Here is a 15,102-nt window from a genome sequence, read left to right as displayed (position 1 = left end):
TCGGCATGCGGCCGGGCCCGGCGGGCACTCGGAGGAGGCGACCGGCCGCTCTCCCGGTGGAAGGGGTGGATCCCCATGAGTGCGCAGGCGAAGACCAAGGACGCGATACGGGTCGGCGGCCGCAGCGTGCCGCTGTCCAACCCGGACAAGGAACTGTTCCCGGACGACGGCATCACCAAGGCGGAACTGGTCGACTACTACCGCACCGTCGCCCGCCCGATGCTCACCCACCTCAGGGGCCGGCCCCTGGTGATGGAACGCTGGCCCGACGGATACGAGGGAAGGTCCTTCTACCACAAGGACGTTCCCGGCTACTTCCCCGACTGGATCCGCACGGTCCGGGTGCCCAAGGAGGGCGGCAGCCTCACCATGGCGGTCTGCGACGACACCGCCACCCTCCTCTACCTCGCCAACCAGGCGTGCATCACGCCGCACCCGTGGCTGAGCCCCGCGGACTGCCTGGACTGCCCCGACCGGCTGGTCTTCGACCTCGACCCGCCCGACGGCGCGGGCGACGGCTTCGAGAACGTCCGCTGGGGCGCGCGGCAGTTGGGTGACCTGCTCACCGAACTCGGGCTGCGGCCCGCGCTGATGACGACGGGATCCCGCGGCCTGCACCTGCTGGTCCCGCTCGACCGGCGCACGGACTTCGACACCGCGCGGCACTTCGCCCGGTCGGTCGCCGACGTGCTCGCCGCGCGGCACAGCGACCGGCTGACGACCGAGGCACGCAAGAACAAGCGCCGGGGCCGGCTCTACCTGGACACCCAGCGCAACGCCTACGCCCAGACCTCGGTCGCCCCCTACGCCGTACGCGCCCGCCCGCACGCCCCCGTCGCCACCCCCCTGGACTGGGCGGAGCTGGACGATCCGCGGCTGGGCCCGCGGCGGTGGACCCTGCGCACCGTCCCCGAGCGTCTGGACAAGGACGGGGACCCGTGGAAGGGGCTGGGCCGCTGCCGCCGCTCCCTGGCCGGGGCGCAGCGTCACCTGGACGACCTGGCCTGACGTGCCGTGACGGGAGGTGTGCGCAGCGGTATGAGTCGCTGGCGCGGATGCGGGCGCGCACTATGGAACGGATCCCCCGCTCGCCCGCGGAGGTGAACCGCGCCGATCGGCCCGGTCCGGCGAAAGGACGCGAAGATGCTGATGCCCCACGTCAGAACCGTCGCCGCGGCACTGCGCTCGTACCGGTACGCGCAGGCCCGTCTGCTGCGCGAGCCGGCGAACCCGCTTCGCCGGCTCCGGCTCGACGACGCCGCCTACACACTGTGCGTGCTCATGGACCAACGCGACGTCGCCGACGCGGTGGCCCGCGCGGAACGGCTCCTGGCCGCGTCGTCGGCTCCCGGAGCGGCGGAGCGGACCCGACAGGCACGCACGATCAGGATCACCTGACCGCGGACCGGCTCGGCCCCGCCCGGCCCGGCCCGGCCTCCGGGAGGTTTTCCGCCTCACCCGAGGGTTACTCCGCAAGTGCATCCCGGTCCCGCCTGCTGCCGGTACCCGGCAGCGACCGGCACTGTCGAGGAGGAGGCCATGACCACCAAGGTGTCCGACCACATCCTGGCCCGTCTGCGCGAGTGGGGCGTGGACTGCGTCTTCGGATATCCCGGCGACGGCATCAACGGGCTGCTGGCCGCGTGGGGCCGCGCCGAGAACGAGCCGCGTTTCATCCAGTCCCGGCACGAGGAGATGTCGGCGTTCGAGGCCGTCGGATACGCGAAGTTCAGCGGGCGCGTCGCCGTGTGCGTGGCGACGTCGGGTCCGGGCGCCATCCACCTGCTCAACGGGCTGTACGACGCCAAGCTCGACCACGTGCCGGTGGTGGCCGTCGTGGGGCAGACCAACCGCAGCGCGATGGGCGGCTCCTACCAGCAGGAAATCGACCTGCACACGCTCTTCAAGGACGTGGCGTCGGAGTTCGTCGAGACCGTCAACGTGCCCGAGCAGCTGCCGAACGTGCTCGACCGGGCGATCCGCACCGCCTCGACGCGCCGGTGCCCGACCGCGGTGATCGTCCCGGCCGATGTCCAGGAGCTGGACTATTCGCCGCCCACCCATGCCTTCAAGATGGTCCCCTCCAGCCTCGGCTGCGAGCACTTCGCTCCGCAGCCCGACGACGCCGCGCTGCACCGCGCCGCCGAGATCCTCAACGCCGGCGAGAAGGTCGCGATGCTCGTCGGCCAGGGCGCGGCGGACGGCGCCGAGGAGGTCGAGCGGGTCGCGGAGACGCTGGGCGCCGGGGTGGCGAAGGCACTGCTCGGCAAGGACGTGCTCAGCGACGAACTGCCCTATGTCACCGGGGCGATCGGGCTGCTCGGCACACGCCCGTCGTACGAGCTGATGCGGGACTGCGACACGCTGCTGACGATCGGTTCGAGCTTCCCCTACACCCAGTTCCTGCCCGAGTTCGACCAGGCCAGGGGTGTGCAGATCGACATCGACCCGCACATGGTCGGCATGCGCTATCCATACGAGGTCAACCTGGTCGGTGACACCCGGGCGACCCTGACGAGGCTGCTGCCCCTGCTGCGCCGCAAGAAGAACCGGGCGTGGCAGAAGCAGATCACCGCCAACACCGAGCGCTGGCGCGGGGTGATGACGCGGCGGGCCGAGCAGTCGGCCGACCCGATCAACCCGGAGTTCGTGGCGTGGTCGCTCGATCCGCTGCTGCCCGACGACGCGATCATCGCCTCGGACTCGGGCTCCGTGGCCAACTGGTACGCCCGCCATCTGCATCTGCGCGGGTCGATGCGGGCCTCGCTGTCCGGAACCCTGGCCACGATGGGCAGCGGCGTGCCCTACGCGATCGGGGCGAAGTTCGCGCACCCGGACCGTCCGGCGATCGCGCTGGTCGGCGACGGGGCGATGCAGATGAACGGGATGGCGGAGCTGATCACCGCGAGCAAGTACCGGGACCTGTGGAGCGATCCGCGGCTGGTGATCGCGGTGTGGAACAACCAGGACCTCAACCAGGTCACCTGGGAGCTGCGGGCGATGGGCGGCTCGCCGCAGTTCGTGCCGTCCCAGTCGATCCCGGACGTGTCCTACGCGGCGTTCGCCGAGTCGCTCGGCCTGCTGGGCATCCGCGTGGAGAAGCCGCACGGCGTCCTCGACGCCTGGCAGAAGGCGCTGCGGGCGGATCGCCCGGCGGTGGTCGAGTTCCTCACCGACCCCTCCGTGCCGCCGATCCCGCCGCACGCGACCTGGGACCAGATGGAGTCCACCGCGAAGGCCGTCCTCAAGGGCGACGTCGAACGCGAGGCCGTGGTCAGGCAGGGCTTCAAGGCCAAGGTCCAGGAGTTCTTGCCGGGTGCCCGCAAGCGCGCGCATGCCCACCACGGGCATCCGCGCCGCAAGGAGCTGCACCGGTCATCGTCTCGGTGACAGCGGCCCGGTGACGACGAGAGAGACGAAAGGCGCATGGTCATGTTCCGGCTGTCGGCTCGCAGTTCACACAGCCCCCGGGTCGTCGTGGTCACCGGCGCCAGCGGCGGCGTCGGCCGGGCCGTCGCCCGGGCCTTCGCCGCGCGCGGCGACCGCGTGGCCCTCGTGGCGCGCGGCCGCACCGGGCTCGCGGCGGTGGCCGACGAGGTGCGCCGCGCCGGTGGTACGGCGCTGCCACTGGAGGCGGACGTGGCCGACCCCCGCGCGGTCGAGGACGCGGCGGCGCGGGCCGAGAGCGAACTGGGCCCGATCGACGTCTGGGTCAACGACGCCTTCACCACGGTGTTCGCGGAGTTCACCGACGTCGGACCGGAGGAGTTCCGCCGGGTCACCGAGGTCTGCTACCTCGGCTACGTGTACGGCACCCAGGCCGCGCTGCGCCGGATGCTGCCGCGCGACCACGGCGCCGTCGTACAGGTCGGCTCGGCGCTCGCCTACCGCGGCATCCCGCTGCAGTCCGCGTACTGCGGCGCCAAGCATGCGATCCAGGGCTGGAACGAGGCGCTGCGCTGCGAACTCCTGCACCGCCGCAGCGGGGTGTCGGTCACCATGGTCCAGCTGCCGGCGGTCAACACACCGCAGTTCGACTGGTCATTGGCCCGGATGCCACGCCGGCCTCAGCCCGTCCCGCCGATCTACCAGCCCGAGCCGGCCGCCCGGGCCGTCGTGCACGCGGCCGATCATCCGCGCCGTCGTGAGTACTGGGTCGGCGGGAGCACCGTGGGCACACTCGTCGCCAACGCCGTGGTTCCGGGGCTGCTGGACCGCTATCTGGCCCGCACCGGCTACGCCTCCCAGATGACCGACGAGCCGCAGCCGTCCGGCGCCCGCCACAACCTGTGGCAGCCGCTGGACGGCGCCGGCGGGCGGGACTTCGGCGCGCACGGCCGCTTCGACGAACGAGCCAGGCCGCGCGTGGCGCAGGAGTGGGCCTCGCGCCATCACGACGCGCTCGCGTTCGCCGGTCTCGCAGCGGCCGCCGGCGCCGTGGCGGCCGGGCACCGCCTCCTGCGGCGCTAGACGGACACCGGAGACTGGAGCCCGGACTCGGACTCCGGGTGCTCCGGCCCCGGTGCTCCGGTCACGTCAGGCGACGTCCTGCAGGACCTCGTCGCGCAGTTGGTGGCAGCACCGGCTGATCAGACGGGAGACGTGCATCTGCGAGATCCCCAGCTGCTCGGCGATGCGGCTTTGGGTCATGTCCTTGAAGAACCTCATGTACAGGATGGCGCGTTCACGCTCGGGCAGCGCCTCGAGGCGGGGCTTGACGGCCTCGCGGTCCACGACGGTGTCGAGGGCCGTGTCGGTGACACCCAGCGCGTCACCGAGCGAGTATCCGTCGTCGCTGCCGGGGAATTCGGCGTCGAGGGACAACGCGCTGAAGCTCTCGAGCGCCTCGAGTCCGACCCGGACGTCCTCCTCGCTCAGATCGGCCCGCTCGGCGATCTCGCCGACGGTGGGCCAGCGGTCCGAGACACCCTGGGACAGGTCCTGACAGGCGGCGCGTACCCGGTTGCGCAGGTCCTGGACGCGGCGCGGCACATGCAGAGTCCACATGTGGTCGCGGAAGTGCCGCTTCAGCTCGCCCGTGACCGTCGGAACGGCGTAACTCTCGAAGGCCTTGCCGCGCTCCGGATCGAAGCGGTCGACCGCCTTGACCAGCCCCAGGGCCGCGACCTGGCGCAGATCCTCGTAGCTTTCGCCCCGGCTGCGGAACCGGCCCGCGATACGGTCGGCCATCGGCAGCCACGCCTCGACCAGTTCCTCACGGACTGTGTCGCGCTGGTGACCCGGTGGCAGCTCGGCCATCCGGCGGAAGGCTTCTTCGGTGTCGGGGGCGTCCGAGTGCGGATGGCGCTGCGTGCTCGTCTGAGTTCGCATGGTGCATCGCAACCCTCATGTGAGATGGATCGATGATCACCGTGGAATCGCGACCGTATCCGGACCGGCCGCATCCGGGCGACGCGAAACGTCGCTCCCACGGATGTGCCTCCTGTCCGAAACACTCTGTCTGTCCCCTGCCCAGGGGCCGGGACGCTAAACCCTCCGCCAAGAGGCGAGGCGATGGCATGCCGTGCCACGCCGGCGCGAAGAACGGCCGTGCGCAGGTACCCGGTGCCGTATGACACCGGATGCCGACCTCATTGTCCCGGACCCCGGCCGTCGCGGGCCGGGCGCACGGCTGCTCGCCCAGGATCAGCGGCTGTTCGAGGCGGCCGCCGCACTGCACTGGCCCGCCGCCGAGCACGTCCTGCCGCGGCTCAGCCGCGCGGCGGACCACGGTGTCCTGTGGTTCACCGCCGCGGCCGCCATGACCGCGAGCGGCACCCCGCGCGCCCGGCGGGCCGCCGCGCGGGGCCTCGCCTGTCTGGCACTGGCCTCCCTGACCATCAACACGCTCGGCAAACGCTCGGTGCGCCGCCCCCGCCCCGCCCTGGAGCCCGTCCCGCTCGTCCGGCGGCTCGAGCGCCGCCCGATCACCACGTCCTTCCCCTCCGGCCGCTCCGCTTCCGCCGCCGCCTTCGCGACCGGCGTCGCACTGGAGTCGCCCTCATGGGGCGCGGCCGTCGCGCCGGTCGCCTTCTCCGTCGCCATGTCCCGCGTCTACACCGGCGTCCACTTCCCCAGCGACGTCCTCGCGGGTGCGGTCCTCGGGGCGGGCGCCGCCTTCGCCGTACGCGCGCTCGTGCCGACGAGGTCCGGTGCCGCCGCGCCGGACCGGTCCAGCGCCGAGGTGCCCGCGCTGCCCGACGGCGCGGGCCTGGTGATCGTCACCAATACCGCGGCCGGCAGCACGGATGCCGTCCGTTCGCTGCATGCCGCCCTGCCGAAGGCCGAGGTCGTCGCCTGTGAACCGCGCCGCCTGAAGGGCGAGTTGGACAAGGCGGCGGCTCGCGCCCGGGTGCTCGGCGTGTGCGGCGGCGACGGCACCGTGAACGCGGCGGCCGAGGTGGCCCTGCGCCATGGACTGCCCCTGGCGGTCCTGCCCGGCGGCACGCTCAACCACTTCGCCCACGATCTGGGCGTGGATGGCGTACGGGACCTCGGCCGGGCCCTCGCGCGGGGCCACGCGGTGCGCGTGGACGTGGGGCGGTTCACCTCCGGTACCGCACAGGGGGTCTTCCTCAACGCCTGCAGTCTGGGTGTGTATCCCGAGCTGGTGCGCGAGCGCGAGCGCTGGTCGCACCGGATCGGTGGCTGGCCGGCCGGGGTGCTCGCGGCCCTGCGTGTGCTGCGCGCCGACCAGCACCCGCTCGAGGCCCGGATCGACGGGCGGACCCGCCCGGTGTGGCTGCTGTTCGCCGGCAACGGCACCTACCACCGCAGAGGTCTGGCACCGGGCCGCCGGGGCGATCTGGCGGACGGGCGGCTCGATGTGCGGGTGGTGCACGGCGGACGCCGGCCGGCGCTGCGGCTGCTCGCCGCGGCGGTCGCGGGCCCGTTCAGCCGCTCGCGGGTCCACTCGGCGGTCCACCCGGGTCGCCTGACCGTGACAGGCCTGCCGCCCGGCACGCTCCTCGCCCACGACGGCGAGGTCATCGACGTGGACGGCGAAGTGACACTGGACAAACTGTCCGAGGCCCTGACGGTGTACCGGCCGCGGCGCACACGCGGCCGTCCGCGGTGAGCCCGCGCTCCGGAAGGACGTTCTGCCGGGTCACGCATGGTGCGTGCGTACGTTTCCGCCCCCGTACGCCGGTTACTCGGAAGGTGACCGAGATCTCCGCACGAAGGTGGTGCCACTCCCTCACGACGACCGCTGACACTGGTTCCTCGTCTCGGCAGGTGCGTGATGAAACTCCGGCGACCCGACGTGTCCGTGTACACGGTGCCCACCGACGGCCCCGAGGCCGACGGCACATTCGCGTGGGACTCGACGACCATGGTGATCGCCGAGGTCGCGGCGGGTGACAAGACCGGCACGGGCTGGACGTACGGCCCGGCTGCCGTCGGGCTGATGCTGGGCGAGCACCTCGCTCCCCTGGTCGAGGGGCACGACGCCCTGGACATCCCCGCTCTGCACGACGCGATGTGCAGGTCGGTGCGGAACGCGGGCAGGCCCGGCATCACCGCGTGTGCGATCTCGGCGATGGACATCGCCCTGTGGGATCTCAAGGCGCGCCTCCTGGGACTTCCCCTCGTCAGCCTGCTCGGCGCGGCCCGTGCGCGTGTCTCCGTGTACGGCAGCGGCGGGTTCACGACCTATTCCGACGGGCGCCTCGCCGAGCAGCTCGGCGGCTGGGTGTACGGGCAGCACATCCCACGCGTCAAGATCAAGATCGGCGGGGACTGGGGTCACGAGCCCCTGTGGGACTTCTCCCGTGTCCGCACGGCCCGCCGGGCCATCGGCGCCGACGCCGAGTTGTACGTCGACGCCAACGGTGCCTACAGCCGCAAGCAGGCGCTGCGCCTCGGCGACGGCTTCGCCGAATACGGCGTCAGCTGGTTCGAGGAGCCCGTCCCCTCGGACGACCTGACCGGCCTTCGGCTGCTCCGCGACGCGCTGCGGTGTGACGTGACCGCTGGTGAGTACGGCTACGACCTGTCGTACTTCGCCCGCATGATCGCGGCGGGCGCCGTGGACTGTCTCCAGATCGACGCGACGCGCTGCGGCGGCATCACCGACTTCCTGCGGGTCGCCGCCCTCGCCCACGCCCACGGGCTGGAGGTCTCCGCCCACTGCGCCCCGAACGCCCATGCCGCCGTGGCCGCCGCGATCCCCAACCTCCGCCACATCGAGTGGTTCCACGACCACGTGCGCATCGAGTCGATGTTCTTCGACGGCGCCCTGGACGCCACCGGTGGGACGGTCCGGCCGGAGCAGGGCCCCGGACACGGGCTGACCCTGCGGACGAACGATGCGGAGAAGTACCGGGTCGCCTGACGGCCGCACTGTGTAATGCGCCGTCTTTCAGGTACTCGGTAGCCGGTACTCGAAAAGGATCGACGACTCCCTGAGGGGATGAATCGGATGCTGTTCCTCGGACTGCTTCTCTTCGCGGCGACGGTGGCCTTCACGGCCCTGGCGATCAGCGACAACCTGTCCAACGGTCCGGGCCACACCGTGTCGGTGCTCGGCCACGACATCGCCACCCTCGGCCCCCTCGCCCTCTTCTGCTCGGGCCTCGCCCTGGCGCTCATCTTCTGCCTGGCCATGGCCATGATGGTCAACGGGGCACACCACCATCGCGGGAGTTCGGGCATGCACGGGAGGCACCGCAGGACCACCGCCGACCCGGGCCTCGGCCCGCGCCGAGGTCCGGCATCGCACGCTTCCTGAACACACTTCCCCGGCCGCTGCCGGCAAAGGCCGGCAGGGCTCAGCGGACCGTCACGTTGAAGACCGGTGAGGCCGTCGTACCGCTGACGATGCGCAGGTCGTTCTTGCCCTTCAGGCCCAGCTTGACGCGCAGCGAGTAGGAGCCGTTGTGCAGGACGGGCGTGGAAGCGGGCAGGCCGACCCACTTGCCGTGCTGCTTCTGCTGGAGGGTGACCTGGCTGCCCGCCTTGAGGCCGGTGGTCTTGCCCGTGACCCGGAAGAGCTGCCAGGCGCGGACCGAGGTCACCGACGGTGTGGCGGTGATGCCGGGCTTGGCGGCCTGGGACTGGCGCGCGACGACGGCAGTCGTGGCGTGGGCGGCCGGGGTGGCAGCCATCGCGGTGCCCGCGAGGGCGAGGGAGGCCGTGCCGAGGGCACCGACGACGGCTGTGCGCAGGGAACGCCGCTTCGAGATCATCAGAGATATGTCCCTTCCATGACGAGATCCGATCTTCGCGCCAAAAGCCAGCTACATGTCGATTGGCGTGGTCATTAGAAGTGACGGGACGGTCGCGACGGTCGTTCATCGACGCCATGTCCCTGTCTTGTAACAGCCGAGCGGTACCGGGCCGCTACGCCTGCAGGGGGCGCTGCATCCGGATCGACTGCAGCAGTCCGACCGCCACCCACACCGCGAACATCGACGAGCCGCCGTAGGAGACGAACGGCAGGGGGATGCCCGCGACCGGCATGATGCCGAGTGCCATGCCGATGTTCTCGAACGACTGGAAGGAGAACCAGGCGACGACACCGGCGGCGACGATCGTGCCGTACAGGTCCGTCGCCTCGCGGGCGATGCGGCAGGCGCGCCACAGCACCACGCCGATCAGAACGATGATCAGGCCCGCGCCGACGAAGCCCAGTTCCTCCCCCGCGACCGTGAACACGAAGTCGGTCTGCTGCTCGGGTACGAACTGGCCGGTGGTCTGCGCACCGTGGAACAGCCCCTCGCCGGTCAGTCCGCCGGAACCGATGGCGATCCGGGCCTGGTTGGTGTTATAGCCGACTCCGGAAGGGTCCAGGCTCGGGTCCGCGAAGGCGGCGAAGCGGTTGATCTGGTATTGGTCGAGGATGTGCAGCCGCCATACGGCGACCGCGCCGAGGATCCCGATGGCGAGCAGGCCGAAGATCCAGCGGTTGGAGGCGCCTGAGGCGAGCAGCACGCCCAGGATGGTGACCGTCATGACCATCGTCGAGCCGAGGTCGGGCATCATCAGGACGACCATGATCGGCACGGCGGCCAGGCCCAGCGCCTGGATGACGGTGCGGCTGTCGGGGTACGTGCGGTCCCCCGCGTCGACCCGGGCCGAGAGGAGCAGCGCCATGCCCAGGACGATCGTGACCTTCACGAACTCCGACGGCTGGAGGGAGAATCCGCCGCCCAGGACGATCCAGTTGCGGTTGCCGTTGATGGTCGCGCCGAGCGGGGTGAGCACGAGCAGCACCCCGAGGACCGAGAGGCCGTAGAGAATCGGCGCCGCGTTGCGCAGGCCGCGATGGCCCAGCCAGATGGTGCCGGCCATCAGGACGAAGCCGATGCCGAGGTTCATCAGGTGCCGGATCAGGAAGTAGTGCGGGTCGCCCTGGTTGATCTCGGTGCGGTTGCGGGTCGCGGAGTAGACCAGGAGCGAGCCGATGAACGACAGCGCCAGGGCCGACAGCAGTATCGGCCAGTCCAGGCGCCGGACCGGGGAGTCGCGGGCGAAGAGCCGCGTCCAGCGGGGGCGTTCGGGGCCGTAGCCCGAGACGGTGAAGCTGGTGAAGCTCTTCACGCCGGTCATGTCGGCTTCCTCCGGCTTCCCCGCCCGTGCGGGCGCCTGGGGACGGTGCGGTGTCTGCGATCACCGCGATCATAGCTGCACCATTGCGCAATGCCGCAACTATTTTGCCGGGAGCCGTCACGCGTTCACAGTGTTTCCCCCAAGTTTTCCGCCAGGCCCTGGACGCCTGCCTACTCGTCAGTAAGGATTCCGGGGCGCACGCGTCGGGCAGCCGGCCCGGCGCACAAGTGCCTTCATGGACAAGGGGGATTCATGAGCGGGATCAGCCGCCGTCGCTTTGTGTCAGGGATGTCCGCGGTTGCCGCGGGGAGCGCCGTCCTGCCGGTCCTGACGGCCGGCCGGGCGCGGGCGCTCGACCGGGCCCTGGCCACCACGGCGGCGCGGGCCGTGCGGATCGACGGGACCACCCTGGAGCAGGTGGCGACGCCGGTCGGCGACGGGGCGTACAAGCGGCTGACGCCGGGACCGGGCTGGCCGTTGGCGGTACGCGGCGAGCTGGCCGGCGCCGCGTCCGGCAGGGACGACCGCCGGACGGGGCTCGCCTCCTTCGTGCAGTTCACGGACCTGCACCTGACGGACACCGAGTCACCCGTGCGGTTCGAGTACCTGGCGCGGTTCAACGACAGCGCGCACCGTCCGCAGGAGACGCTCACCGTGCGCGGTGCCTCCTCCCTCGTCGAGCGGGTCAACCAGGTGCGCCAAGGCCCGTACACCGGGCTGCCGTTCAGTTTCGTGATGGCCACCGGCGACAACACCGACAACCACGAGCGGATCGAACTCGACTGGTACCTGACCGTCATGAGCGGCGGCCGGATCACTCCGAACAGCGGTGACCTCGCCCGCTACGAGGGCGTCCAGAACTCCGGCAGCGCGCAGTACTGGAACCCCGAGTCCTCCCTCCAGGACGCGTACAAGGCCAAGGGACTGCCGCAGATCGGCGGATTCCTGAGCGGCGCGATCCGCCCCTTCGACGCGCCCGGTCTGACCGTCCCCTGGTACACGACCGTCGGGAACCACGACGACAGCATCGAAGGCAGCCTGCCCGACCTGGGTCTGCTCAACGACCTCTACACCGGCTCGCGCAAGCTGGAGGGCTGCGACGACGCCACGGCGGCGCAGTTGGCGGACGCGCTGCTGCACGACCCGGGTGAGGCCGTACTCCTGCTGAGCAAACTGCTCACCGGTGGCGGTGCGATCCGTACGGTCACGCCCGACGAGCGGCGCCACCCGTTCACCCCCACCGAGTTCGCGCAGGCACACCTGAACCCCGCCTGCACGGGCGCCGGTCCGGTCGGCCACGGATTCACCAAGGACTCGGTGAGCAGCGGTCACCTCTACTACACCTTCGACCTCGCCGACGGCGTCCTCGGCATCAGCCTCGACACCACCAACCGGGCCGGTTTCGCGGACGGTTCCCTCGGCACCGCGCAGCTGAACTGGCTGGAGTCGGTTCTCAAGGCGCACAGCGGCCACTGGTACGACAGCGACGGCAGCGTGGTGCGCGGCGGATCCGACAGCCGTCTCGTCGTCGTCTTCAGCCACCACACCAGTGGCACGATGGGCAACCTGCTCCCCGACCCGTACCACCCCTTCGAAGGGCGCCACAGCGGTGACGAGCTGGTCGCACTGCTCCAGCGCTTCCCGAACGTCGTGGCCTGGGTCAACGGCCACACCCACACCAACCAGATCATCCCGCACGGCCACAGCGTCGCCGAGCGCGCCTTCTGGGAGATCAACACCGCCTCCCACGTGGACTACCCCCACCACGCCCGGATCATCGAGATCGCCGACAACCAGGACGGCACGCTGTCGCTGTTCACCACGCTGATCGAGTCCGCCGCGCCGTACCGGACCGACTTCGCCGACACCTCGGACCCGGGCCTGGCCGCCCTGTACCGCGAACTCGCCTACAACGACCCGTACGCGACCCCTGGCACCCGTATCGGCTCCGCCGCCGACCACAACACCGAACTCCTGCTGACCAAACCGGCGAACTAGTCGGCGCCGGGGTGGCGGCCGCCGCCCGGGTTCGCCGTCGGACGGGCCCGGGCCAGGCAGGGTCAGCCGATGAGTGAGCGGAACTGCTCGAGCGTACGGCGTCGCATGGTGAGGAAGGCGAGCCAGGAGCCGTCGGCGTAGTGCAGGCGGAAGCGGGCCATCAGCTGTGTCCGGGGCCGGCGTTCGACGCGGACCACCCAGGACCTCGGCACCTCCCACACCGGTGTGCCGTCCAGGGGCCTGACCAGTCCGACCCGCTGGTCGGTCACGCGCAGCAGCAGCGCGCCGGAGGTGCGCGGCATCCCGGCGGCGATGCTGCCGGCTCCGGCGGACTGCGCGCCGAAGTTGTTGACCAGCTGGTTCGCGACGGCAGCGCCGATGCCGATGCCCTTGGCGCTGTTGGCGGGGACGACGTTGCCATACCCCAAGAGCTGCTCACCGGGGGCCAGTTGACTGAGAGCGGAACGCTCGCGCAGGGCGGACATGCCCATGATCCTAGGCGACCCGGAAAGCACCCGCGAACCTGCCGATCGTGTCCTGCGGGAAGCCTGCCGTCGCGCCGTGGTCAACTGATACCCGCACGTGATGCGTGTTTCACGGCCGACCTCATCAACCGATCTCAGAGGGGGACCGATGGCGGCACAGGCGCTGCTGGTCATGGACGTTCAGCGCAGTGTGGTGGCGCGGCTGGAGGAAAGGGCGCAAGGGTATCTCGCCAGGATCGGCACCTTGGTCGCGGCCGCACGGGCGGCGCGCGTCCCGCTGATCCACGTGGTGGTGCGATTCCGGGACGGGCATCCGGAGATCAGCCCGGACAACAAGGCCTTCGCCGGGCTGCTCGGCACGGACACTCTGACCGAGTCCCATCCGATGACCGCGATCCATCCGGCGCTCGAGCCGCGCCCGGAGGAGCCGGTCGTCGCGAAGCGCTTCTTCGGCGCGTTCTCCGGCACCGACCTGGACACGGTGCTGCGGGCCCGCGGCATCGACACCCTCGTGCTGGCCGGGCTCGCCACCAGCGGCGTGGTCCTCGGCACCCTGCGTGAGGCGACCGAGCGCCAGTACCGCCAGATCGTGCTCTCCGACGCCTGCGACGACCTCGATCTCGAGGTTCACCGGATTCTCCTGGAGCGTGTCTTCCCCCGCGAGGCCGACGTGGTGACCATCGGCGACTGGATCAAGACACTCCCCCAGGAGTCATGACGCCGGCACCCGGCCCCCGCTCACCGGATCACCCCACCGGCAAATCATGAACTCCGCGGCCGATGCCGGACGGCCGCGGCGGGCGGCCGCTCCCGCAGGGCGCCGTACCCGATGAAGTACGCGGGGATCCGGCGGACCGTCCGGGACTCGGCCAGCAGGCGCCCCACGCGGCGGGCCCGTGCCACGCTGCCGAAGGGCGGCCTGCCCTGCAGGACGGGACCGACGAAGCGGGCATGGGCCAGCCGCTGCAGGGCCTGTGTCGTGACCGTGGTGGGAAGGCGGCGGCGCTGCACGCGGCGTACGTCGTGCAGGCCGACGGTCCTGCGGCGCAGCGGCTCGGTGAGGTACCGGGCGGCGGCCACGGCGTCCTGCACCGCGAGGTTGATCCCGATGCCGAAGACCGGGGACATGGCATGCGCGGCGTCGCCGATGCACAGCAGGCCGGGGCGGTGCCAGCGGCGCAGCCGGTCCAGGCGTACGTCGAGCAGCTTGACCTCGTCCCAGGAACGCAGGGCGTGCACACGGTCGGCCATCCAGGGGACGGCGGCCGCGAACTCGGCCAGGAAGCGGTCGAGGCCGGCGGCCCGGCGCCGGGTGTCGGTGCCCTTGGGGATGAGTCCGGCGCACTGCCAGTAGTCACCGCGGTCGATCATCGCGGTCAGAAAGCGGTCACCGGCGCCGCCGACGAGCCCTTGGGGGTCGCTTTCCCGGCGCGGCAGCCGGAACCACCACGCGTCCATCGGGCAGGCGAAGCGGCGCGGTCGCAGTTCCGGCCGGGAGCGGGCGAGTGATCCGCGGCCGTCGCAGGCGACGGTGAGCAGGGCGCGCAGCTCTCCGGTGCGGCCGTCCGCCGTGCGGTAGCGCACCCCCGTCACACGTCCGGACTCGACCAGGAAGGCGGTCGCCTCCGTGTTCAGCCGCAGCCGGAAGGCCGGCTCGCGGCCGGCCTCGTCCGCGAGCAGGTCCAGCAGGTCCCACTGGGGCACCATCGCCACGTAGTTGTAGGGACCGGGCAGCACCGAGAGGTCTCCGACCGTGACCATCGAGCGGCCGGGCCCGACCGGCAGCTGGACCGTGCGGACCCGGCGCTGCGGCAGCCGGGCGAAGCGCTCGGCCAGACCGAGTTCGTCCAGCAGCGCCAGGGTGGACGGGTGGACGGTGTCGCCGCGGAAGTCACGCAGGAAGTCGCCGTGCTTCTCCAGCACCGTCACCTCGATGCCCGACCGGGCCAGCAGGAGGGCGAGCACCATGCCCGCGGGGCCGCCGCCCACGACGCAGCACGTGGTCTGTTCCATGGCAGTCCTGCCCTTCGCGAGAGCAGTAATTCATCGGTCGATGAATACTCTACTC

14 protein-coding genes are annotated in these 15,102 nt (G+C 71.2%); 9 read left to right on the top strand and 5 right to left on the bottom strand.

Translation table 11 applies throughout. From position 1 onward, the window contains the following. Window positions 1–75 precede the first annotated feature (75 nt). The 4 genes from ligD (at window position 76) to A6P39_RS38770 (ending at window position 4,470) form a co-directional block, all read left to right on the top strand. On the top strand, window positions 76–1,008 hold the full coding sequence (gene ligD / locus A6P39_RS38785; protein ID WP_067043577.1) for a non-homologous end-joining DNA ligase: 933 nt from the start codon (window positions 76–78) through the stop codon (window positions 1,006–1,008). A gap of 141 nt (window positions 1,009–1,149) precedes the next feature. After that, window positions 1,150–1,398: a DUF5133 domain-containing protein gene (locus A6P39_RS38780; protein WP_234378814.1), complete on the top strand. Its 249-nt coding sequence runs from the start codon at window positions 1,150–1,152 to the stop codon at window positions 1,396–1,398. A gap of 141 nt (window positions 1,399–1,539) precedes the next feature. Next, window positions 1,540–3,390, top strand: coding sequence for a thiamine pyrophosphate-requiring protein (locus tag A6P39_RS38775; RefSeq protein ID WP_067043582.1), 1,851 nt, complete (start codon window positions 1,540–1,542; stop codon window positions 3,388–3,390). 36 nt (window positions 3,391–3,426) lie between these two features. Further along, window positions 3,427–4,470, top strand: coding sequence for an SDR family oxidoreductase (locus A6P39_RS38770; protein ID WP_079133273.1), 1,044 nt, complete (start codon window positions 3,427–3,429; stop codon window positions 4,468–4,470). Between the two features lie 66 nt (window positions 4,471–4,536). On the opposite strand, the gene A6P39_RS38765 is transcribed toward A6P39_RS38770, so the two are convergent. Beyond that, window positions 4,537–5,331 carry an RNA polymerase sigma factor SigF gene (locus tag A6P39_RS38765; protein WP_067043586.1) on the bottom strand — a complete coding sequence of 265 codons (795 nt, stop codon included), beginning with the start codon at window positions 5,329–5,331 and terminating at the stop codon, window positions 4,537–4,539. Between the two features lie 241 nt (window positions 5,332–5,572). Here A6P39_RS38765 and A6P39_RS38760 point away from each other — a divergent pair, with 241 nt between their 5' ends. From A6P39_RS38760 to A6P39_RS38750, 3 genes are all read left to right on the top strand, one after another. After that, window positions 5,573–7,078 (top strand): bifunctional phosphatase PAP2/diacylglycerol kinase family protein, encoded by a 1,506-nt coding sequence (locus tag A6P39_RS38760; RefSeq protein WP_067043589.1) that lies wholly within the window; start codon window positions 5,573–5,575, stop codon window positions 7,076–7,078. Window positions 7,079–7,243: 165 nt separating this feature from the next. Next, complete coding sequence (locus tag A6P39_RS38755) at window positions 7,244–8,335, top strand: enolase C-terminal domain-like protein (protein WP_067043592.1); 1,092 nt, start codon at window positions 7,244–7,246, stop codon at window positions 8,333–8,335. Between the two features lie 78 nt (window positions 8,336–8,413). Beyond that, window positions 8,414–8,731 (top strand): hypothetical protein, encoded by a 318-nt coding sequence (locus A6P39_RS38750; protein WP_234378815.1) that lies wholly within the window; start codon window positions 8,414–8,416, stop codon window positions 8,729–8,731. A 40-nt stretch (window positions 8,732–8,771) separates the two neighbouring features. On the opposite strand, the gene A6P39_RS38745 is transcribed toward A6P39_RS38750, so the two are convergent. Then, window positions 8,772–9,188 (bottom strand): hypothetical protein, encoded by a 417-nt coding sequence (locus A6P39_RS38745; RefSeq protein WP_067043598.1) that lies wholly within the window; start codon window positions 9,186–9,188, stop codon window positions 8,772–8,774. A 154-nt stretch (window positions 9,189–9,342) separates the two neighbouring features. Continuing rightward, the gene (rodA, locus tag A6P39_RS38740) at window positions 9,343–10,551 is read right to left on the bottom strand and encodes a rod shape-determining protein RodA (protein ID WP_067043601.1); all 1,209 of its coding nucleotides are present in this window, start codon (window positions 10,549–10,551) and stop codon (window positions 9,343–9,345) included. 252 nt (window positions 10,552–10,803) lie between these two features. On the opposite strand from rodA, the gene A6P39_RS38735 reads away from it, so the two are divergent. Continuing rightward, window positions 10,804–12,549, top strand: a complete 1,746-nt coding sequence (locus tag A6P39_RS38735) for a TIGR03767 family metallophosphoesterase (RefSeq protein ID WP_067043603.1) — start codon at window positions 10,804–10,806, stop codon at window positions 12,547–12,549. Window positions 12,550–12,611: 62 nt separating this feature from the next. Here the strand turns inward: A6P39_RS38735 and A6P39_RS38730 are convergent, their stop codons facing one another. Next, window positions 12,612–13,034, bottom strand: coding sequence for a hypothetical protein (locus A6P39_RS38730; protein WP_067043606.1), 423 nt, complete (start codon window positions 13,032–13,034; stop codon window positions 12,612–12,614). Between the two features lie 148 nt (window positions 13,035–13,182). Between A6P39_RS38730 and A6P39_RS38725 the strand changes: the two genes are divergently transcribed. After that, window positions 13,183–13,752 carry a cysteine hydrolase family protein gene (locus A6P39_RS38725; protein ID WP_067043608.1) on the top strand — a complete coding sequence of 190 codons (570 nt, stop codon included), beginning with the start codon at window positions 13,183–13,185 and terminating at the stop codon, window positions 13,750–13,752. A 44-nt stretch (window positions 13,753–13,796) separates the two neighbouring features. On the opposite strand, the gene A6P39_RS38720 is transcribed toward A6P39_RS38725, so the two are convergent. Beyond that, window positions 13,797–15,047, bottom strand: a complete 1,251-nt coding sequence (locus tag A6P39_RS38720; protein ID WP_067043610.1) for an FAD-dependent oxidoreductase — start codon at window positions 15,045–15,047, stop codon at window positions 13,797–13,799. Window positions 15,048–15,102: the final 55 nt, after the last annotated feature.

This window comes from Streptomyces sp. FXJ1.172 (genome assembly GCF_001636945.3).
In the GTDB taxonomy this organism is placed as follows: Bacteria; Actinomycetota; Actinomycetes; order Streptomycetales; family Streptomycetaceae; genus Streptomyces.
Note: the sequence above shows the minus strand (reverse complement) of the source record. Positions and strands in the feature narration are given on the sequence as shown.

What these genes read in the sequence shown, in the direction of transcription:
- A6P39_RS38755 (WP_067043592.1), top strand. Translation starts at nt 7,244, where the DNA reads ATGAAACTCCGGCGACCCGACGTGTCCGTGTACACGGTGCCCACCGAC.
- A6P39_RS38750 (WP_234378815.1), top strand. Translation starts at nt 8,414, where the DNA reads ATGAATCGGATGCTGTTCCTCGGACTGCTTCTCTTCGCGGCGACGGTG.
- A6P39_RS38770 (WP_079133273.1), top strand. Translation starts at nt 3,427, where the DNA reads ATGGTCATGTTCCGGCTGTCGGCTCGCAGTTCACACAGCCCCCGGGTC.
- A6P39_RS38745 (WP_067043598.1), bottom strand. Translation starts at nt 9,188, where the DNA reads ATGATCTCGAAGCGGCGTTCCCTGCGCACAGCCGTCGTCGGTGCCCTC.
- A6P39_RS38780 (WP_234378814.1), top strand. Translation starts at nt 1,150, where the DNA reads ATGCCCCACGTCAGAACCGTCGCCGCGGCACTGCGCTCGTACCGGTAC.
- A6P39_RS38720 (WP_067043610.1), bottom strand. Translation starts at nt 15,047, where the DNA reads ATGGAACAGACCACGTGCTGCGTCGTGGGCGGCGGCCCCGCGGGCATG.
- A6P39_RS38765 (WP_067043586.1), bottom strand. Translation starts at nt 5,331, where the DNA reads ATGCGAACTCAGACGAGCACGCAGCGCCATCCGCACTCGGACGCCCCC.
- A6P39_RS38730 (WP_067043606.1), bottom strand. Translation starts at nt 13,034, where the DNA reads ATGTCCGCCCTGCGCGAGCGTTCCGCTCTCAGTCAACTGGCCCCCGGT.
- A6P39_RS38725 (WP_067043608.1), top strand. Translation starts at nt 13,183, where the DNA reads ATGGCGGCACAGGCGCTGCTGGTCATGGACGTTCAGCGCAGTGTGGTG.
- A6P39_RS38735 (WP_067043603.1), top strand. Translation starts at nt 10,804, where the DNA reads ATGAGCGGGATCAGCCGCCGTCGCTTTGTGTCAGGGATGTCCGCGGTT.
- A6P39_RS38775 (WP_067043582.1), top strand. Translation starts at nt 1,540, where the DNA reads ATGACCACCAAGGTGTCCGACCACATCCTGGCCCGTCTGCGCGAGTGG.
- ligD (WP_067043577.1), top strand. Translation starts at nt 76, where the DNA reads ATGAGTGCGCAGGCGAAGACCAAGGACGCGATACGGGTCGGCGGCCGC.
- A6P39_RS38760 (WP_067043589.1), top strand. Translation starts at nt 5,573, where the DNA reads ATGACACCGGATGCCGACCTCATTGTCCCGGACCCCGGCCGTCGCGGG.
- rodA (WP_067043601.1), bottom strand. Translation starts at nt 10,551, where the DNA reads ATGACCGGCGTGAAGAGCTTCACCAGCTTCACCGTCTCGGGCTACGGC.